Origin of the sequence: Pseudoalteromonas sp. B62, from assembly GCF_037162565.1 — a bacterium.
Lineage (GTDB): Bacteria > Pseudomonadota > Gammaproteobacteria > Enterobacterales > Alteromonadaceae > Pseudoalteromonas > Pseudoalteromonas fuliginea.
Map to the genome: position 1 here is coordinate 2712432 of NZ_JARLVB010000002.1, position 22390 is coordinate 2734821.

Sequence of the window (22390 nt, forward strand, 5' to 3'; positions counted from 1 at the left end):
ATTTAACACAAAAAAGCCGCTCATTGCGGCTTTTTTAATGTGCTTTTAAATAACACAGGACTTAGGCTGAGTTATTTTTTTACCTGAGCATCTAACGATTCGCCATTCACTTCACTAGAATCGTCACTCATTAGATATAAATAGGTAGGCATTAAATCCTCTGGTGTAGCAAGCGCGTCTCTATCTTCACCTGGATATGCAGCCGCTCGCATTGAAGTGCGCGTAGCACCTGGGTTAATACAGTTTACACGAATGTTTGTTTTACCTACTTCACATGCCCATGTTTGCATCATGCCTTCTACTGCAAATTTCGAAATGGCATAAGGTCCCCAAAATTCACGGCCTTTGCGACCAACACCAGATGATGTGAATACGATTGATGCATTATCAGATTTACGAAGAACCGGAAACAAGGCTTTAGTGATCATCGCTTGTGCAGTCACGTTTACTTTCATTATGTTTTCGAACGTAGATGAGCAAAAATGCTCAAGTGGGCCAAGCGAGCCTAAAATACCGGCATTATTAAGAAGCCCATCTAGGCGGCCAAACTGATATTCAATCGTTGCGGCAAGGTCGCGGTAGTTTTGCTTCGTTGCGCCTTTTAAATCCATAGGCACAATTGCAGGTTTAGGATAACCTGCATTAACAATTTCATCGTAAACACATTCAAGTTTATTAGTTGTTTTACCTAATAAAATAACCGTAGCACCATACTTTGCATATGTAATGGCTGCTACTCGACCAATGCCATCGCCGGCGCCTGTTATTAAAATAACTTTATCTTTAAGTGCGTTTTCAGCTGCTTGATAAGTGTGCATAAAAGTACCAAATTGTATGATTTTTTTAATTTTAACATAGCAAAACGTGAAGTAATCGAATTTATTGCAAAATTAGGTGGCGAAAATAGAAACTTTACGTTAAGTTTAACTGGTCTAATGTCTCATTAATAACCTGATTACATTGTTTTAACTTAATACACTGATTAAACACACTATAAAAATAAAATATGTGCGGAGCCAACAATATGAAAAAAATGCTACTTTCACTCTCGGTTACAGCTGCTTTAGCAGGTTGTGGCGGTGGAGAAACGTTAAAAGATGTTAAAAACGACACAGCCCCAGTTATTCCAACGGCAACAGTAAGTTTTGACCCTGCTAATGGAGTTATATCTGTTCCAAACGATTTGTTAATGAGTGGTACCCAAGACGGTACATTAAACATTCCTGGTGAATTAGATGATGATAACGTGTCTATTCCACGCACAGCTTATGCCAACCCACAATTGGCTCTAGGCGCACTTGATGGTTGGTCTTCGCAGGTTCCTTATAAAATTGATTTAACATTCCCACCGAGTGTGAGTTTAGATGAAGCGTCTGCTGGGGCTCCTGGTACGGTTAGAATTTTTGAAGTAATAATGGGTGCAAGCTTAACGGATGAAGAATGTTCGGTAGTAGCTGCAGGTACTGCTTGTAAATTAGTGGGCGAACTTACCTTTGGTGTTGACTTTGTTACTCAGGCTTCAGGTAATGCTGTTGCAATTGTTCCTCTAAAACCATTTAAAGCTGGTAGTTCATACATTAATGTATTAACAACAGGGCTTAAAGACTCATTGGGTCGCTCTATTGAGCCATCTTCAACTTATGGGTTAGTTAAACAAGAAGCGCCATTAATTACAGCAGCCCAACTTGGTTTGCAGGGCGCAGTTAATAGCTACGAAAATGTAGTTGTTAGTTCTGGAAATATTACGAAAGACGACATTATTTTCTCAGGTGCGATGACTATTCAATCAGCAGGGCCTGTGCTGGGTACTATCAAGCAGTTGTTAGCAGTGAGCTTGCAACAGCCAAGTATGGCAACACCTGCTGTGCAAGTACCAGAACAACCAATGGTAAATGTACAACAAGTATTTGCTTCACAAGGTGTTGAAGTATCGCCTGCTTTTTCTGGTGTTCAATACCAAAAGGGTAGCATTATGCTTCCTATGTACCTAGGGACTCCAACAGGCACTGAGATAAGTGATTTAAACGATACATATTGGCAAGGTATGTGTGATAACGCAGTAGCAATACTTGGTTATAAAGCTGTTGCAGGTGATGCTTTTCCTGCAGAACCTATTAGTGAGAATGACGGGTTATGTTTTGCATTGAGTAGTGGACAGCTTCGAGATTTAGGTTTAGACAGCACGCGTCATTTAACTAAATATAATACCATTCCAAAAGTACAAAGCATGGCGAATGTGCCAGTACAACTAACAAAACCTATTTTACCAATTATTAACGGTGTTCGTGCGCAACTACAATTACCGGCTATTGAAATGCCAGAAAATGGCTGGCCTGTTGTAATTATGCAACATGGTATTACTACGCAAAAAGAAAGTATGCTAGCGTTAACTGCCCAACTTTCTATTCAAGGTTTTGCAACTGTAGCAATTGACCACCCAAGACATGGTGAACGCGGTATCGATGTTGATGGTGATGGAAGTGATGACTTTAATGCAACAACAGGTTCGGTACTTAGTTATATGGACTTGAGTTCATTACTTGTTGCGCGAGATAGCCTACGTCAATCAGCGGCTGATTTATTAGGCTTACGCTTGGGTTTAAACTTTATTAACGATACGACTATCAATAGCAAAGATGTTACCTACATCGGGCATTCGTTAGGGTCTATTGTAGCCCCGGCATTTATTGCTCAAGCTAATAGCCCAATGGCGCCTACTGTTGACCCACTGTTTAATGTAAATACAGTAGCACTTGCAAGTGGCGGCGGTGGCATAGCAAGCTTCTTACTTGAATCTGCTGCGTTTGGTCCATTTATTCAAGGTTCAGTACTTTCACAAGCTGGTACAACCGAAGCTGATGAACTTAATGTCTACCTACAAGGCGCTGCGCTTTCTAACTGTGGCTCATTAGTACCAGACATGGAAGCTTACTTGACATGTGGTTACAATGAATATGTTGCATCACTTACTACTGCGGGTGAAACGACTAAACTTACTAACATTCAAGGTGTATTTACACAGTTTGCATTTGCGGCACAAACAGCACTTGATAGTGGTGATCCAACTAACTACGCTGCCACGGTGAAAGCATTAGGTACTCCTGTTTATACTAATGTTGTTGTGGGTGATGGTGTTGATAACAAGCCCGACCAAGTGATACCGCCAATGGCAGCTAATAATCCTATTTCTGGCACAATTCCATTAGCTAACTTGATGGGTCTTGAAACAGTAAGTACTTCGCAAGCATTAAGTGAAACACCTTCGAGCTATTTAGTTAAATTTACTAAAGGGCATCATGGTTCTATATTAACGCCAGCTCAAGATGCTGCACAGGCTTCAACTGTTGAAGGCAGTGCTGCTGCTAATGCAGAAATGCAGCTGCAAGTAGCTACTTATTTAGCTGCACGTGGACGTATGTTATTAGTTTCCAACCCTGAGGTTGTGACTGATTAATAACCAGTAAAATAATTAACCTTTAAAAGCCACTGAAAAGTGGCTTTTTTTTGTTTTAAAGCATGTTAAATTAGCTGAAATTTATAAATGGAGAAACCAGTTGGAATTTTTATACGAGTACGGTTTGTTTTTTGCTAAAACAGTTACTTTTGTTATCGCTATCGCAGTTATTCTAATGTTAATAGTTGGCGCTGCAGTTAAGCCAAAAGCTAAAAAAGGTGAAATACAAATAGACGATATATCAGAGCAATTAGAAGAACTTAAAGAAAGTTTTTTGCAAAATACGCTCGGTAAAAAAGAGCTAAAGGCGCATCAAAAGGAGTTAAAAACGCAAAGTAAAAAAGCAGATAAAGACGAAGCTAAACCTCGTTTATATGTAATTGACTTTGTGGGCAGTATGGATGCACACGAGGTGGAAAGCTTACGAGAAGAAATAACAGCCATTATCTCTATTGCTGAACCTAGTAAAGACAAGGTCCTTATTCGTTTAGAAAGTGGTGGCGGGGTTGTACATGGCTACGGACTTGCTGCTTCGCAACTACAGCGTATTAAAAATGCTGGCATACCCTTGAGTGTCTCAATTGATAAAGTGGCTGCCAGTGGAGGGTACATGATGGCATGTGTTGCCGATGAAATACTCGCTGCACCATTTGCAATTGTTGGCTCTATTGGGGTAATTGCTCAAATTCCTAACTTTAATAAAATATTGAAGAAAAATGATGTCGAATTTGAACAAATAACCGCTGGTGAGTTTAAGCGTACACTGACTTTATTTGGTGAGAATACGGATAAAGCTCGTGAAAAATTTCGCGAAGAAATTGAACAAACTCACGACTTATTTAAAACATTTGTGAGTGCACAACGCCCAAGTTTAGATATAAATCTAGTTGCGACAGGCGAGCATTGGTTTGCAACTCAGGCTATTGAAAAAGGCTTGGTAGATGTTATAAAAACAAGTGATGATGCTTTATTAGAGCAGCAACATGAACGCCAAATCTATAAAATTAAATATAAAGTCAAAAAAGGACTGAGCGATAAGCTTGCGCTTGGCTTGAGTAGTGGCGTAAATAAAGTCGGGATAAACTTACTTTCTAAATTTAAGTCCCTAAATCCTTAGATTAGAATTTTCAACCTGAGAACAAGCTAATTATTTTTACTCGAAAAAAACCTTGATGGATTGCATCAAGGTTTTTTTATAGCTGTATAAATGTAGCTTATGAGTCAATAGATTTATGATAATCTTCTAAGTCTTTAGCTGCGTTAGGGTCATTGAATACGCTTTCATCAAGTTCACCTTCAGACTTGGCAACAACACAGGTAACCATACAATCGCCGGTTACATTAACTGCTGTACGTGTCATATCTAGCAATCTATCTACGCCAATTATAATAGCAATCCCCTCTACAGGTAAGCCAACTTGGTTAAGTACCATTGCCAACATTATTAAGCCAACACCAGGAACACCAGCTGTGCCTACAGAGGCGAGCGTAGCCGTTAATATGACCATTAAATAGTCAGAAATCGTTAAATCAACACTAAATACTTGTGCAATAAATACGGTTGCGACGCCTTGCATAATCGCTGTACCATCCATATTAATGGTTGCACCTAGGGGTATAGTAAATGAGGCAACTGAGTTGCTTGCACCTAACTTTTTAGTCGCAGTTTCAAGTGTAATAGGCATGGTTGCGCTAGAACTTGATGTACTAAATGCAAATAAACAGGTGTGCTTCATTTTAGCTAAGAAAATACGCGGGTTTAAGCCTGTTAGTATTTTTAATAGTAATGTGTAATTTACAAGCGCATGTAATAGCAGGGCCAAAACAACAACGCCAAAATATTTAGCTAGGCTCACAATTAAATTGAGCTCTATTGTAGTGAACAGCTTTGCCATTAAAAAGAACACGCCATATGGTGCAATGTTCATTAATAAAGTAACTAATTTTAAAATAACTGTGTTTAAGTCTTCAAATACATCAGCAACACGTTTGCCTGCTTTACCACTTAGTGCCATAGCAATACCAAATAGCAATGCAAATACAATGACTTGTAGCATGTTGCCTTTAGCCATTGCTTCAAATGGATTTGTTGGGAACATGTCTATAATAACTCTAGCTAGAGTAGGTGCTTCTTTTGCATCGTAACTCGCTTGAGAAGGTAAGCCAATTCCTTCCCCGGGATTAAATAATAAGGCTAGGGAGATTGCTACTGTAATAGCTATAGCTGTAGTTAGTAAATATAAACTAATAGATTTGCCACCTAAGCGTCCCAGTTTTTTTGGATCGCTAAGGCTGCAGGTTCCACAGACAAGTGAAACAAAAACGAGCGGAACAACTAACATTTTTAAGCTAGCGATGAATATTTGCCCACCAACATGAAAAAGGCCATCGACAAAAAATGCTTTAATTGGCAAAGAGAATAACCCAAGTGGTATTAGATAATCGTCTTCACCAGCTAAAATAGCTTGAAATATAAAGCCTACTACAACCCCTAACCCCATACCTATCATGATGCGAGTGGTTAAACTCATTGAACGGATTTTTGACATATACCCTAATCTACTTTTAATAAATTTTGTCATAGACTACCAGTCTATAAATATTTATACAGAAAAAGTTAGTATTTATTGAAAATTATTTTATACAAAAAAGTAATAAAAAACTGTGATTTTAAACTAGGTTATAGGTTAATATTAGGTAAATAACGTTTAGTTAATAATAACAACACTAGGGAGAGGTCAATGCCTTTAACGCGATTGCTCAGTATTATGTTACTTAGCTTTTTACTCATGGCTTGTGGCGGAGGTGGGACGCTTGAAAAAGATGGCACAGTGGGTGGTGATACTGATACCGACACAACTGTTTATACATTAACTCTTCAAGGGTATTCTCAAACTAGTGACTCTGAATCAAATGCAGTAACTGCTGACGCGCCAATAGATTTACGTGTAACACTTAAACAAAATGATACCCCAGTTGCAGGTAGACGCATAACGTTCAGTTTAGCTGATGGTGTGGGTGAACTTAATCCAGAGTCGGCATTAACCCAAAGTGACGGTATTGCCACTGTTGAACTTTCTGCGGGAACAATTACAGGCGCGGGAGAAGTTACTGCGACGTATACTATTGATGGCGCATCGTATACAGACGTTTTTGATTTTCAGACTCAAACTGAAGTTATACCTAAAGTAGAGCTGGCCGTTAATTTACAAACATTAAATGGAGGAGAGGCCAGAAATGTAAATTTTTTAACTCCCGCAATTGCACAAGCAATACTTCTATTAGATGGTGAACCAGCTGCTTTTCAGCTAATACAATTTAATCTATCAGGCTTTGGAACAATAAATCCGTCTAATGGAACAGCAATGACCAATAATGAAGGCATTGCTAAAATAGATATACTTGCTGGCACTGAAGCTGGTGCAGGAACTGTTTCAGCTACTTATATTACTGAAGATGGCAGTAGTATAAACTCTAATGCTTATACTTACACTACAGCAGGCGACGCTCCTGTGCTGGGATTGTCGGAAGATTTTACGATTGATTTAAGCTTACTTTCGGCGACAACGCTGGCACAAACGAGCCAGATTAGTGCAAGTGAAAGTGGTTTAATTAAGGCGCTTGTTCTAGATTCTGATAGTCAACCGGCGGTTGGAGAAGTTGTTACCTTTAACTCATCGCTTGGTAGTTTATTGCCCAGTTCAGGGACTGCACTGACTGACTCAAAGGGTATAGCTACGCTTAATTTGACATCAGGAACAATTGAAGGGGCTGGTATTGTTACCGCACAGTTTGAAGCGGTTGAATCTACATTGGGCTTTTATACCAGTGGGGATGCGATTGATCCAAATCAAAGCAGTGCCGATATAGCATTTACAATATTCCAAAACTGCCCACCTGACTTCAAAACGACGAAGGATGTGAGTTTATGTGAAGAGACTGCCGGTATTTCTGGTGATTCAATTGGCATCCTTTATATTAAAGTTAATAAAAAAGATTCAACTATACCACTAACTCAAACTCTCGTTACGGCAACAACAACGATTGGCTCTATTTCACCTACAACGGGCACCGCAATTACCGATGTAAATGGTATTGCAATACTTGATATTATCCCCGGCAGAGATGTAGGGGCTGGAGAAATAACTGTTTCAGTATTGGGGAGCAGCATTACCAAAGCATTTCAGATAGCTGCTGTAGATATTGATATTACTATAACAAGCTCTTTAGCTGATGATGAATTTCTAGCCGCAGGTGCTACAGCACTAATTTCTATTGAAATTACTAAAGATGGTGAAGCCTATACAACCCCATTAAATGTAGAATTTTCATCAGGCTGTGTTGCAAGTGGTTTAGCTGTGATGGATGAAGCTGTTACCAGCATTGGTGGTTTCGCTCGTTCAACTTACCGACCTTTAACGTGTGTTGGCGGCGATATTATTACTGCAACAGTTGTTACTGGTGGTGATACTGTATCAGGTACGGCAACGATTAATGTATCTCCAGCTGATATTGGCTTCATCCAATTTATTGAAGTAACACAACCTGCTATTTCATTAAAAGGTACAGGTGGAGCTAACAGAAGTGAAATTTCAGAAGTTAGATTTAAACTAATTGATTCTAACGGTAATGCACTAGCTTCTAGAACTGTCGACTTTACATTATCCACTTCAGTAGGTGGAATTACGCTTAGTACTGCTTCGGCTATCACCAATGGTGCTGGTGAGATACAGACTACAGTTCAGTCTGGTGCAGTTGCGACGCCTGTGCGTGTTATTGCTTCAAGTAAAGATGATGTTGGTGGCGAAACTGTGGTTGTAACAGCGCCTTCGGATATTTTAGTTATAAGCACAGGGATTGCTGATCAAAATAGCTTTTCACTATCTCGCTCAGAGTTTAATACGCATGGTTTAAATGTTGATGGGACTTTAGTATCTGTTAATGCGCGCTTAGCCGATCATTTTAATAACCCGGTACCAGATGGCACTGCTGTAAGTTTTATTACTGAAGGTGGTGTTATCGAACCAAGCTGTACGACTACGAATGGCGTTTGTAGTGTTACTTGGACTAGTAGTAATCCACGCCCGTTTACCGATTCAATGTACGCAAATACAATTGCTCAAAAATGTGATGGTGGATTACCGTGTCCATTAGGTATTTTAAATAATGATTCTAACATTAGATTTACCATTAGGGGGCGTGCAACCGTTCATGCATATGCTATTGGTGAAGAGACTTTTTCAGACTTAAATGGTAATGGTTACTTTGATAGGACAGACTTCTTTGATGATTTATTTGATATTCCAGAAGCTTTTATTGATAACAATGAAGATGGCACTTTTGGCGGTAAAGACTGTAACGATGGAACGGATCCTTGTTCACGTGATAACTCAACAGGCGATGAGTTTGAAGAGTTTGTAGATTTTGATGGTAATGGTTCTTGGACTACAGAGAACGGTTTATATAATGGTTTACTATGCCGTCAAGAAGACGAAACTGCTGGTATATGCAGCCGCCAAATGGTTAACGTATTTCAAAACCAAGAAATTGTAATGTCTGGTGATGCTGCTTTCTTTAGGCTAATAACTTATGCCAATGATTGTGCTGCTATTACAGGCGTAACAGCGACTGAGGTGCGTGTAAATAGTGACCCTACAGGGCCTTTAGTGCGTAGTTCAACAGGCCAGCTAATGTGTGGAGTTGATTCAATAGACTTAACAGAAGCGACAGGAACTAATAGTGTTGGATTAACCGTGTTCATAGCTGATGCCTATAATAACCCTTTACCCGTTGGGAGTGAGGTAAGTATCGCCTCTGAAAATGGTATTCTAACGGGCACTAACAGTTATATCTTTCCTAATACAACAAGTTTTGTGCCTGTAGGTATTTCCTTTGGTATAACAAGAGAGCCAGCCGATGGAAGAAATGATATAACTGATGGTTTTTTAACAATTAGTGTTGAAGCTACATCGGGTCTTATTTCGTCAACTTCAATTGCAGTTACTGACGACGCTAAGCTATAATTTTATGATGTTTTAAAAAAATGCCAACCTTTAGGTTGGCATTTTTGTTTGTGTTCTATATATTCCACAACAATTATTCTAAAAACACCTGTTTGTTTAAATTAGCAACAGAAATTGTTCGTTTATTCAGTAAATACTGAAAAGTTTGTATTAAAAGCTTGTAACAACTAGTGTTTGTAGATATACCTATAAATATTCGCGCCGCTTAGAGCGGTAAACACATTTTTAATATTTGGTTAGAAATAGGCAACTATGGGCAAATCGCTAGTAATTGTAGAGTCACCTGCTAAGGCTAAAACAATTAATAAATATTTAGGTAATGATTTCATCGTAAAGTCTAGTATCGGACATGTACGAGATTTACCTACTTCGGGTTCGAGCAAAGCTAAAGTGCCGGCAACTAAAACGCCAGCAGAAGTTCGTAAATTGCCACCTGAAGAAAAAGCAGCGTATAAAAAACAACGAGATTATACCAACTTAGTCGCACGTATGGGAATTGACCCTGAACAAGGCTGGGAACCGCATTACGAAATATTGCCGGGTAAAGAAAAAGTTGTCCAAGAATTACAAAAACTGGCAGAAAATGCAGATCAAATATATCTCGCAACGGATTTGGATAGAGAAGGGGAAGCGATTGCTTGGCACCTTCAAGAAATCATTGGTGGAGAGCCTGAAAAGTATAAACGCGTAGTTTTTAACGAAATTACTAAAAATGCGATTCAACAAGCGTTCGAAACGCCGGGTGAGTTAAATACCGATATGGTTTTTGCTCAGCAAACGCGACGCTTCTTAGATCGCGTTGTAGGCTTTATGGTGTCGCCATTACTGTGGGCAAAAGTCGCTCGCGGACTTTCTGCAGGTCGAGTTCAGTCAGTTGCAGTGCGTTTATTGGTTGAACGTGAACGTGAAATTAAGGCATTTATACCAGAAGAGTTTTGGGATATTCATGCTGATGTTAAAAACACAGAGTCAGAGTTACGTTTAGAAGTAACCAAACAAGACGACAAGCCATTTAAGCCAGTAAATGAAGCTCAGGCTAGCGCAGCAGTTAAAAGCCTTGAGAATGCCGAATATAAAGTTGTTAATGTTGAAGAAAAACCAAGTAAGAGTCGTCCAAGTGCGCCTTTAATTACTTCAACAATGCAACAAGCGGCGAGTACACGTTTAGGTTATGGCGTTAAAAAGACCATGATGCTTGCTCAGCGTTTGTATGAAGGTGGTTACATTACTTATATGCGTACCGACTCAACTAATCTGTCAAAAGATGCAGTTGCTATGTGTCGTGAATATGTAACCGAGCAATTTGGTGAAAAATATTTACCAAAAGATCCGATTAACTACAGTTCTAAAGGCAATGCACAAGAAGCGCATGAGGCTATTCGTCCATCAAGTGTAACAGTGCTTTCTGGTCACATTGAAGGCGTTGACGCTGATGCTAAAAAATTATACGAGCTTATTTGGCGTCAATTTGTTGCATGTCAAATGGTGCCTGCAGAATATGATCTAACTACTTTGACTGTTGCAGCAAACGATTTTCAGCTCAAAGCAAAGGGTCGCGTATTACGCTTTGATGGTTGGACTAAAGTACAACCTGCAATTCGCAAAAAGAATGAAGAAGATCAATCATTACCACCGGTTACATTAGGTGAAACACTGACTCTTGTTGAACTTGATCCTAAGCAACATTTTACCAAGCCGCCTGCACGTTTTAGTGAAGCGAGTTTGGTTAAAGAGCTTGAAAAACGAGGTATCGGTCGTCCTTCTACGTACGCATCTATTATTTCAACGATTCAAGACCGTGGTTATGTACGTGTTGAAAATCGCCGTTTCTTCGCTGAAAAAATGGGTGAAATTGTTACCGATCGTTTAGTTGAAAACTTTACAGATTTAATGAATTTTGACTTTACCGCTAAAATGGAAGGTCGGCTAGATGATATCGCGGAAGGCGAGCGCGTTTGGACTGAAGTACTTGATAAATTCTATGCTGATTTTTCAACGCAACTAACTGTCGCCAAAGATGAGCCAGAACAAGGTGGTATGCGTCTTAACGAGATGGTTGAAACAGATATTGAATGCCCTACGTGTAGCAGAAAAATGGGTATACGCACGGCCTCAACCGGTGTTTTCTTAGGGTGTACTGGTTATAGCCTTCCACCAAAAGAGCGTTGTACTACAACGATGAACTTGGTATCGGGTGATGAAGCTGTAGCTGCAGATGTTGAAGATGTAGAAACTGAAAAGTTAATGCAAATGAAGCGTTGTCCAATTTGTGAAACAGCAATGGACTCATACCTAATTGACGAAACTCGTAAATTGCACGTGTGTGGTAATAACCCCGCATGTAAAGGCCATGTAGTTGAGGAAGGTACCTTTAAAATTAAAGGCTATGATGGACCAATTATCGAATGTGATAAATGTGGTTCGGACATGGAGCTTAAATCGGGTCGCTTTGGTAAGTACTTTGGCTGTAATAACGAGGAATGTAAAAATACTCGTAAGCTACTTAAAAATGGCGAAGCAGCGCCACCAAAAGAAGATCCTGTTCACATTACTGAATTAGAATGTGAAAAATCAGATGCGTATTTTGTTTTACGTGATGGCGCTGCGGGTATATTTTTAGCCGCAAATACTTTTCCTAAGTCACGTGAAACACGTGCACCTAAGGTAGAAGAGTTAAAACGCTTTAGAGACCGCATTTCGCCTAAGTTTTATTATTTAGCAGATGCACCAGCTAAAGATCCTGATGGTAATCTTGTTGTTGTACGCTATAGCCGTAAAAATAAATCTCAGTATGTTATGACTGAAGTTGACGGTAAAGCTACCGGCTGGACTGCTCATTATGAAGCGGGTAAATGGACAGAAGAAGCGAAGAAAAAAGCAGCACCTAAAAAGAAACCAGCGGCTAAAAAAGCCCCTGCTAAAGCAAAGGCTAAGCCAAAAGCAAAAAAAGAGGCTGAATAAGTAAATAATCGCTTATTCATCGCTTTTAAAAGCTAAAAAAACCGGAACGCACAGCTTGTGTCGATTCCGGTTTTTTTATCTATTTATATGTACTTCGCAATGGCTTTGTTAGCCGCACATATAATACCAACCTGCATAAATATTTGAACAATTTATCGAATTAAATCACTCTACAACGTTGTTAAAAATTTTTATTTAGAACAACTAGATACAAAATTCTTGCTTAGTTCTAGCGCGATTTTCTTATCGTTAAATAGACCACATATACAAGCAGATTGGTATGAATATTATTAAATTTTTACAGAAGATATTTTCTTGTATCCTTCTGATTCAAGTTCATCATTTACACACTTTAATACGTATGCATTTAGATCTTCATTACTTACGTCGTCATCTTTAGCCCAGTTAACACACATTTCTGTGTATTCTTTTATTGTTTCGGCTGAGGCGTTTGTCGCATCGTCTGCTACTGCGTAAGTTGCAGATACTGCAAATAAAGGTGCTACGATTAATGCTAGCAATGCTTTGTTCATTCGTTTATTCCTAAAAAATGGTGTGACGACTGAATTACGCTATTTAAGTTGAAGCGTAAAACAATAGTGCCCAGTACAGAACAATTCTGTTGGTATGCTGATTTTTAAACGAAATTGAGATAAAAGATAACGAAATATTTTTATCGTGAAGATGAGTAATTCATTTATCGGTATTTTCACATCATTGTGTTGTTGTGAGTTATAAGCTAAGGTCGCTTTTTTAAATTAAAAGACCAAAAAATGTCATCACATACACCTCAAAAAAGCCACGCCAAGCGAATAAATTAGAGCATGCGTTAGAATCTTTTATCTTTAAAGGACGTTGGCTTCTGGCCCCATTTTTTGTTGGTTTACTCTTTGCAGTTGTATTGTTACTAATAAAATTTTTTAAACAGCTTTATTTAATGGGTATTGCGACGTTTTCAGCAACTAATCAAGAATTACTTGTTGGCATTTTAACCTTAGTCGATACCGCACTATTAGCAGGGCTATTACTAATCATTACATTCAGCGGTTACGAAAACTTTGTTTCAAAGCTTGATATTGATAATCATGAAGACAGACCATCTTGGATGGGGAAAGTCGGTTTTTCAGGGCTAAAAATGAAACTAATAAGCGCAATCGTGGCTATTTCAGCTGTTGAATTATTAAAAGTATTTATTAACTCAGGTGCATACCCAAACGATGAATTACTGTGGAAGGTGATTATTCATATTACGTTTGTTATGTCTGGTGTTCTATTTGCGCTAACTGATTACTTAAACAGTAAAACCCAAAGTCATTAGAAAAATTAAATGTACAAAAAAGCCCAAGTAATTTACTTGGGCTTTTTATGTTTAGAGCTTAGCTGTAACATTAAGTGTAATTATTGATGTCATTAACACTCTGCATAAAAGCAAGCGTAAGGCTCAAGCGTTAGTGTATCTTGGCTTAATTTTGCGCTGTGATGGCTAAGCTCAGTGTATTCTTTAACGATTGATGTTGGCATATCAATACTTGCTTGTTGAAAGCTTAGATTAAACATGCAAAGCATTCTTTGCGTTCCAAGGGTTCTATAAAAAGCAAGCACAGGCTCAGGCGTTTCAATAAACTCAATATCACCCTCAAGCAAAACCGTTTGCTTTTTTCGCCAGGTCATAAATTCACGGTAGGCATTTAAAATTGAGTTGTTATCATTTGTTTGCATCGCAACTGATTGTTTTTTGTGTGCATCATCTACTGGGAGCCAAGGCTTGGCTTCACTAAACCCAGCGTGCTGCGATCCAGTTTGCTCCCAAGGCATTGGCGTTCTACAGCCATCACGCCCTTTAAAGTTAGGCCAAAACGTTATGCCATACGGGTCTTGTAAGTCTTCAAAGGCAACACTTGCTTCACCTAACCCTAATTCTTCACCTTGGTACATACACACGCTGCCGCGAAGAGAAGCAAGTAGGGCGGTTAACATTTTACATTGCTGAGAATTGATTTTGCCGTTTTCGCTCCAGCGGCTTGCTACGCGCTCTACGTCATGATTGCTAAATGCCCAGCATGGCCAGCCCTCAAGCATATGTTGTTCTAGGGTTTGAACCGTAGTTCTAATATATTCACTTGAGTAATCATTTGTTAATAGCTCAAAGCTATAACCCATGTGCAGTTTGTCGCCACCTTGGGTGTACTGCGCCATTGTAGCTAATGAATCTTCTGATGAGATTTCGCCAAGCGATACAGTACCTGGGTATTTATTAAGTAATGCACGAATATCTTGCATAAACTCAATGTTTTCTGGCTGAGTATTGTTGTAATAATGGTACTGAAACGCATACGGATTATCTTCACTAAAACCACGGCCTTGACGCTTATCTTTTGGTTTAGCTGGATTATCGCGTAGTCGTGCATCGTGATAACAAAAATTAATAGCATCGAGTCTAAAACCATCAACGCCTTTTTTAAGCCAAAACTCTACATTATCAAGCACTGCTTTTCTTACATCTGGATTATGAAAGTTAAGATCCGGTTGTTCGGTTAAAAAATTATGCAAGTAGTATTGCCCGCGACGAGGTTCCCACTGCCAAGCCCCACCACCAAAAATAGAAAGCCAGTTATTTGGCGCTGTACCATCTTCTTTTGCATCGGCCCAAACATACCAGTCGGCTTTATCGTTTATTAAATTATCGCGGCTATCTAAAAACCACTGATGTTGATCAGAGGTGTGACTTAATACCTGATCAATAATTATTTTAATATCACGATCATGGGCTTGGCTTATTAGCTCATCAAAATCATTTAAATCACCAAAAAGCGGGTCAATGTCGCGGTAGTCACTAATATCGTAGCCAAAGTCTTTCATTGGCGATTTGAAAAAAGGTGAAATCCAAATAGCATCAACGCCTAAGCTTTTAATGTAATCAATACGATTAATAATTCCTTTTAAATCACCAATACCATCGTTGTTGCTATCTTGAAAGCTACGCGGATAAACCTGATAAATAACCGCACCTTTATACCACTGCTTTTGGGTCATGCTTTTCTCCGTCATTCCACACAGTACTTAGACTATTCTTATTTGTGATTAAGATTAATCACGTTATTTGAAAAAGCATACGTGAAGCCTTGAACACTGTAAAAAGCCTGCATACGTATGCACTAAAATTAATACAATTAAATTATTAAAAATAAGTACTTAGGCATCATTAAAAATGTTCGATTTGTGTGTTTTTTTGTTTACCAATTATATAATTTAGCTATTTTCTTACTCGAACTAAACCTAATAGCTTGTCCTATAAGGGAAATATATTTTATGTTTCACCTTTAATGGTCTGACCAATTCAACACTTGGTTGATGTTTGATAGTTCTTATTTTTCATAGCGGCACTAATTAGTTTCACTTTGTTTACATCAAGGTCAGTGAGCTATTAACTGTTAATAGAGTAAATTTAACGAGCAATGTTTTCCAATTGATTTTATTTGTTTTTATATATAATCAAATCAATTGGTTAGTCTTTATTTTTTCAAGTTTATGTTAATGTTAAATCCTTCTGTAACGGTTGAATACGTATGCATAAAGTTGTTAATAAAATAAAGCTGGCGTTAATATTCATCCTGACAACAAAATTAGCTCGCCTGTTTGACTATCACTCAAACAATGAATGCGGGTATCACAATATGGGTAACGGGAAACATTATGTCTATGTTCAAACCAAGTATATTAACTTTGGCATTAACAGCTGCAGGCTTATCAAGCTTTGCAACACTAGCTGCTCAAGAAAATACAATAAAAAAAGATGACGTAGAGGTTATCGAGGTTAAAGGCTTTCGTGGCAGCTTAATTGAATCTATAAACACTAAACGCTTTTCTACACAGGTTGTAGAATCTATTTCTGCAGAAGATATAGGTAAGCTACCTGATTCGTCTATTGCTGAGTCTATTGCACGTTTACCAGGTTTAACTGCACAACGTTTAGATGGCCGAGCAAGTCGTGTGAGTGTTCGTGGTTTCAGTGAAGATGAAAGTGCGACCACTTTTAATGGCCGTGAGCAAGTGTCTATTGGTGACAACCGAGGAGTAGAGTTTGATCTTTACCCATCTGAAATAATGAGCGGTGTTACTGTTTATAAAACACCTAATGCCAGTATTGAAGCCGAAGGTATTGCTGGTGTCATTGACATGCAAACGGTTAAGCCTTTAAGTAAAGGTGAACGTGTTGTTATGTTTAATGGTCAGCTTGAAAAAACAAGCTTTGACAAGTTAAACCCAGATGGCGATAACCAAGGTTTCCGTGGCACTTTTTCGTATATTGACCAATTTGCAGATGACACTATTGGTGTGGCATTCGCGTATAACAAAATGAGTTCTCCAAACCAAGAAAAGCGTTGGAATTCGTGGGGTTATCCAGAATTCACAAATAATGGTAAAGATTATTCAATTTTAGGTGGTGCAAAACCTTATGTCCGTTCATCTACATTAGATCGTGACTCAGCAATGCTGGTTATAGAAGCATCTCCGAATGATCGCTTGAATATGACATTCGATGCATTATATGTTGATTTTTCTGACGAAAGAATTTTACGCGGTATTGAAATTCCATTTGCATGGGGTCAAGGTAGTATAGATCCAAACAGTGTTATTGTAGACGAAGACTCTGGTTTTATTACTAGCGCTAAGCTGCAACAAGGTCAGCGTGTTGTTGTTCGAAATGATTATGAAGAACGTAATGCTGAACTAAAGCAATTCGGTTTTAATACAAAATACGATATTAATGATGCATGGTCTGTAGAGTTTGATGCAAGTATATCTGAAGTAGAACGTCAGCTTTGGAGTATAGAAAGCTACTCAGGAACTGGTCGCGGAGACAGTAATGGTGTTGCTGATAACTTAGGTTATACCTTTAATGGTGGCAACACGGGCGCGCAATTTACCCATGAACTTGATTACAGTGACTATAACTTAATTCAACTAGGTGGACCGTTATCTTGGGGCGCAAGCTCTGCGTTAAATGATAAATACGGCCTAAATGATACGCCTTACCAAAATACAGCACAAGATGGCTTCATCAACGCACCAGAAATTAATGATGAGCTTCAAACATTAAAGTTAGCTGCTAGCAAAGTGCTTGAAAATGACTACATAAGCGCTATTAAATTTGGTATTTCGTACCGTGACCGTGAAAAAACTAAAAAGTCAGAAGGTTATTTTATGACTTTGAAAGATTTTTCACTTGATAACCCAGGAATGGTCTCAGTACCTGAAAAATACCGTTTGGGCACTGCAAGTTTAGACTTTATTGGTATGGGTAATATGATTGCTTATGACACTAATGGTCTGGTTAATGACGGTTACTACAATCTCCTACAAGAGAGCTTAACAGATCAAAAACATAAAACGCAGTCTTGGACAGTACAAGAACAAGTTACAGCTTTATTTTTGCAAGCAGATATTAATACTGAACTAGGTTCAATTCCTGTTTCAGGTAACGTTGGTGTGCGTTATGTTAAAACGGAACAATCCTCACAAGGTTCTGCTGCGACGACCGAAAACGGTTTAGTTGTTGTATCTCCAACAGACATTAGCCATGATTACTCGCATGTATTACCTAGCTTAAACTTATCATTTGCAATAGATGAAGAACAAACGGTTCGTTTTGGTGCAGCTAAAACTATTTCACGTGCTCGTTTAGATGAAATGAACGCTTCTGTAAATGCAACATATAGCCCAACTCAAGACTCTAACGGTAATAACTGGAGTGTATCTGGTGGTAATCCGCAGCTTGAGCCTAAAGAAGCCACTGGTTTTGATTTAAGCTATGAAAACTATTTTCATGAAGAAGGTTATTTTGCAGCAGCGTATTTCTATAAAGATATTTCTACTTGGATTTTTGACGGTAACTACGCAATAGATATGACTGGTGTCGCTAATCCATCAACAGGTGAAATACCAGCAAATAGCCAAGGTTCTGGCTCAGGCAAAGTAAATGGTGGCGGAGGTGACCTTTGGGGTTACGAGCTATCTCTTTCTTTACCATTGAGTATATTTAGTTCATCACTGGAAGGCTTTGGCTTAATTGCCAGCCATACTGGTGTAGAGCAAGATATTGAAGATCAAAATGGGAATGAATATGAACTGCCAGGTTTATCAGAGAAGATCGATAGCTTAACTTTTTATTACGAAAGAAATGGCTTTCAAGCGCGTACAAGTATGCGTAAACGCTCTGACTTTAAAGGTAATGTTAACGGCTTAGGACTTGCGGCTACGCAAGTAGATATTAAAGGCGAAACAATTTGGGATATTCAAACTGGATATGATTTTGCTGAATCTGGCTTACAAGGTCTGGAAGGGTTATCTGTTACATTCCAAATTCAAAACTTAACCGCAGAGCCATTTACTTCGCTTTCGGGTGATAACAATTTACAAGTACGTGACTACCAAGATTACGGTCGCACTTACTTGTTAGGCTTTAGCTACAAGCTATAATAAAAATTGTGTGTAGAAGCCCTTGTGATTTATTTTACAAGGGCTTTTTTATAGCTACTTTACCTAACTTTTTAATCATACTTTGATTTAATAAAACGTGGATAATAAGATGAAATCAATAAAACACGTCGTGATCGCAGGCGGTGGTACCGCAGGTTGGATAACTGCAGCACTGCTTAATAAAGTGTTAGGTAAAGTAATTAATATCACATTGATAGAGTCATCATCTATTGGCACCGTGGGAGTTGGAGAAGCAACCATACCACCTATTATCCAACTTAATAACGCATTAGGCATTAACGAAAAAGAGTTTATAAACGAAACCAACGCAACAATTAAACTCGGTATTGAATTCGAAAACTGGAAAAACCCCTCTCACAGCTACATGCATGCTTTTGGCTCATTTGGAAAAGACTTTCCTTTTGCGATTTTTACAATTTTTGGGTAAAGGGAAATATTACAGGCTCTGAAGATAGCCTATGGGATTTCTCGTTAAATCATCAAGCTGCTAAACAGCATAAATTTGCACCATTAAATACCATCCCTAATACGCAATTGCCTGGCCTAAGTTATGCGTATCACTTTGATGCAACACTCTACGCTGAATATTTAAAAAAGCTGGCAATATCGCGCGGTGTAAAACACATTGATGCCAAAATTAGTGAAGTTACACAATGTTTAGCAACGGGTAATGTAGAAACACTCATACTCGATGATAATAAGCAAATCAACGGTGATTTATTTATAGATTGCACAGGGTTGCGTGCGTTGCTTATTGAGAAAACACTCAATACCGGATTTGTAGATTGGTCTCATTATTTACCATGCGATAGTGCCATTGCAGTACAAACAAAATCAAACGATGAATTAAAACCTTATACGCAAGCAATTGCGCACAGTGCCGGTTGGCAGTGGCAAATTCCGCTACAAAGCCGAATAGGCAATGGCTTGGTTTATTGTAGTCGTTATTTATCGGATGAAGACGCAAAGGCGTTGTTGCTTAATAACTTACCGGCAGATCCAATAACAGAACCTAGATTTATTAAATTCAAAACAGGTAGACGTGTAAAACAATGGCATAAAAATGTAGTCGCGGTTGGTTTATCAAGTGGCTTTTTAGAGCCATTGGAATCTACAAGCATTCACCTAATTCAAAGCGCAGTTACACGGCTGATTAAATTATTTCCACACCATGGTATCAGCGATGCGTTAGCAAGCGAGTTTAATAAACAAAGCGTGACAGAAATAGAGCACATGCGCGATTTTATTATTTTGCATTACAAACTTACAGAGCGGGGCGACTCTGCATTTTGGCGTCAGTGTAAGCAAATGGAAATTCCCGACTCATTGGCTCATAAACTCAGTTTATTTAAACACACAGGCAAGGTAGTCCGTGAAAACGACGAGTTATTTGCTGAAGTTGCTTGGCAGCAAGTGTTTATAGGCCAGGGCCTTATCCCCGATGATTACAACAGTATTGTAGATTCACTCAGTAGTGAACAACTTAACGATTTATTTTCTACATTAAAAACGCTTATTACTTCAACGGTAGAGCAGTTACCCACTCATAAAGATTTTTTAAAAGAAATCAAAAAGGCCTAATGATGCGATTTTTAAACACACTTTTACTTGTAAGTGCATGTACCTTACCAACCATTAGCTATGCACTTGACGTTGAACCGGCCAATTGGTGGGTAGGTATGAATAAAAGCACTATAACCATCATGGTGCATGAAAAAAACATTTCTAACGAGCAAATTAAATTAGCTAAATACAATGGCGTTAAGTTAAATAAAATAACGCGTACAGATAACCCTAATTATGTATTTTTAAATATAACCATTTCCGATGCCGCTAAAGCGGGAACGCTTGAATTTAATAGCAGCGAAACGAACCAAAGTTTTGAATTTCCGCTACTTGCACGTGATAAAAACAGTGCAAAGCGCCAAGGGTTTACATCAGCCGATACTCTTTATCTAATTAACCCCGATCGTTTTGCTAATGGTGATGAGCAAAACGATACTGTCCCTAGCATGCTAGAAGCCGCTGATCCTACTACAAAGGGCGGGCGACACGGTGGTGATATACAAGGTGTTATTAATGCATTGCCATATTTAAAAGATTTAGGTGTAACGCAGTTATGGTTAACGCCGGTGCTTGAAAACAACATGCCCGATTACTCTTATCACGGTTATGCTATTACTGATTTTTATAACGTAGACCCACGCATGGGTTCTAATTCACTTTATAAATCGCTCTCAGTAAAGGCCAAAGAGCAGGGTATAGGCTTGGTAATGGATATGGTGCTTAATCACTTTGGTGCTGAGCATACATGGATGAAGGATAAACCGAGCAAAGATTGGATCAACTTTAATGGCGAATTTGAAAATGGTAAAAATGCGACAAGCCATGCCCGCCAAACAATTCAAGACCCACACGCAAGCGATTACGATAAACGCCAGTTTAACGATGGCTGGTTTGTAGCCAGCATGCCGGATTTAAACCAGCGCCAACCACTCTTGAGCGAATATTTAACTCAAAATGCGATTTGGTGGATTGAATACGCAGATTTAAGTGGTATTCGCGTTGATACTTACTCTTACTCAGATAAAGCATTTTTGAGCGATTGGACAAAAGCAATTATGCAAGAGTATCCGGATTTTAATATTGTAGGAGAAGAGTGGACCTCTAACCCTGCTATTGCCTCTTACTGGCAACGTGGTAAGCATAACCAAGATGGCTATACATCAAGCCTACCAAGCGTTATGGACTTTTCGTTGCAAGAGGCGGTAATTCAAGCGCTAAATGAAGATGAAAGTTGGAACACCGGTTGGGTTAAAGTATATGAATCGTTAGCTAATGATTTTTTATACCCTGATACCAATAACATTATGGTATTTGCAGATAATCACGATATGAGCCGCGTTTACACTGAACTTGGCCAAGACGAAGCCAAAACTAAAATGGCAATGACCTTGTTTTTAACCACACGAGGTATAGCCCAAATGTACTACGGTACGGAAGTGCTATTAGATAACACTCCAAGTAAAGACCATGGTGATATTAGAATAGACTTCCCAGGTGGATTTAAAGGCCAAACTCGTAACGCCTTTACGGGCGAGGGGCTAACAAAACAGCAAAAAGAGATGCATAAAACAATTAGCACCTTGCTTAACTTTAGAAAAGGCAGCACTGCGCTTGATAAAGGAAAGCTTGTACACTTTACGCCTCAACAAGGTGTGTATAGTTACGCGCGTATTAGCGGCGAGCAAACTGTGTTGGTATTTATGAATAAAAACACAAAAGAGCTCACTAAGAATATTGAGTATATGCAGGAAGTAATACCAAAAAATGCCAAAGCACTAAACTTATTCACCCACAAAACAAAGATGCTGGGTAGTGCAGTTACTCTACCGGCTATGAGTGCAACGGTATTCGTTATAAATACCCCACAATAGTTGCCTGAATACGT

General features: G+C 38.8%; 11 protein-coding genes and 1 pseudogene. 8 read left to right on the plus strand and 4 right to left on the minus strand.

The features are described from left to right. Nucleotides 1-71: 71 nt before the first annotated feature. Nucleotides 72-818, minus strand: coding sequence for a YciK family oxidoreductase (locus P4S71_RS16780; RefSeq protein ID WP_007375386.1), 747 nt, complete (start codon nt 816-818; stop codon nt 72-74). 206 nt (nt 819-1024) lie between these two features. On the opposite strand from P4S71_RS16780, the gene P4S71_RS16785 reads away from it, so the two are divergent. Together P4S71_RS16785 and sohB are read left to right on the plus strand one after the other, a co-directional pair. Further along, nucleotides 1025-3454 (plus strand): VolA/Pla-1 family phospholipase, encoded by a 2430-nt coding sequence (locus tag P4S71_RS16785; RefSeq protein ID WP_096792958.1) that lies wholly within the window; start codon nt 1025-1027, stop codon nt 3452-3454. Nucleotides 3455-3554: 100 nt separating this feature from the next. After that, a complete protein-coding gene (gene sohB / locus P4S71_RS16790) occupies nt 3555-4571 on the plus strand; it encodes a protease SohB (RefSeq protein ID WP_337151070.1) in 1017 nt (338 codons plus the stop codon). A gap of 97 nt (nt 4572-4668) precedes the next feature. Here sohB and P4S71_RS16795 read toward each other — a convergent pair whose 3' ends face one another. After that, the gene (locus tag P4S71_RS16795; RefSeq protein ID WP_008134075.1) at nt 4669-6003 is read right to left on the minus strand and encodes a dicarboxylate/amino acid:cation symporter; all 1335 of its coding nucleotides are present in this window, start codon (nt 6001-6003) and stop codon (nt 4669-4671) included. 192 nt (nt 6004-6195) lie between these two features. On the opposite strand from P4S71_RS16795, the gene P4S71_RS16800 reads away from it, so the two are divergent. Continuing rightward, nucleotides 6196-9477 carry an Ig domain-containing protein gene (locus P4S71_RS16800; RefSeq protein WP_337151071.1) on the plus strand — a complete coding sequence of 1094 codons (3282 nt, stop codon included), beginning with the start codon at nt 6196-6198 and terminating at the stop codon, nt 9475-9477. A gap of 252 nt (nt 9478-9729) precedes the next feature. Beyond that, nucleotides 9730-12438, plus strand: a complete 2709-nt coding sequence (topA, locus tag P4S71_RS16805; protein WP_337151072.1) for a type I DNA topoisomerase — start codon at nt 9730-9732, stop codon at nt 12436-12438. Between the two features lie 290 nt (nt 12439-12728). Here the strand turns inward: topA and P4S71_RS16810 are convergent, their stop codons facing one another. Beyond that, the gene (locus tag P4S71_RS16810) at nt 12729-12971 is read right to left on the minus strand and encodes a hypothetical protein (protein WP_007375379.1); all 243 of its coding nucleotides are present in this window, start codon (nt 12969-12971) and stop codon (nt 12729-12731) included. Between the two features lie 245 nt (nt 12972-13216). Here P4S71_RS16810 and P4S71_RS16815 point away from each other — a divergent pair, with 245 nt between their 5' ends. Next, on the plus strand, nt 13217-13756 hold the full coding sequence (locus P4S71_RS16815) for a TIGR00645 family protein (protein WP_337151642.1): 540 nt from the start codon (nt 13217-13219) through the stop codon (nt 13754-13756). A gap of 92 nt (nt 13757-13848) precedes the next feature. Here the strand turns inward: P4S71_RS16815 and P4S71_RS16820 are convergent, their stop codons facing one another. Further along, the gene (locus P4S71_RS16820) at nt 13849-15471 is read right to left on the minus strand and encodes an alpha-glucosidase family protein (RefSeq protein WP_337151073.1); all 1623 of its coding nucleotides are present in this window, start codon (nt 15469-15471) and stop codon (nt 13849-13851) included. Between the two features lie 660 nt (nt 15472-16131). On the opposite strand from P4S71_RS16820, the gene P4S71_RS16825 reads away from it, so the two are divergent. The 3 genes and pseudogenes from P4S71_RS16825 to P4S71_RS16835 all read left to right on the plus strand — a co-directional run bounded on the left by P4S71_RS16825 (nt 16132) and on the right by P4S71_RS16835 (nt 22376). Then, entirely contained in the window at nt 16132-18918 is a 2787-nt protein-coding gene (locus tag P4S71_RS16825; RefSeq protein WP_337151074.1) for a TonB-dependent receptor, read from the plus strand. 109 nt (nt 18919-19027) lie between these two features. After that, a pseudogene (locus P4S71_RS16830) lies at nt 19028-20520 on the plus strand (tryptophan halogenase family protein). Next, the gene (locus P4S71_RS16835; RefSeq protein WP_337151075.1) at nt 20520-22376 is read left to right on the plus strand and encodes a glycoside hydrolase family 13 protein; all 1857 of its coding nucleotides are present in this window, start codon (nt 20520-20522) and stop codon (nt 22374-22376) included. The pseudogene P4S71_RS16830 and the gene P4S71_RS16835 overlap by 1 nt, the downstream one beginning before the upstream one ends. The last annotated feature ends 14 nt before the right edge of the window (nt 22377-22390 follow it).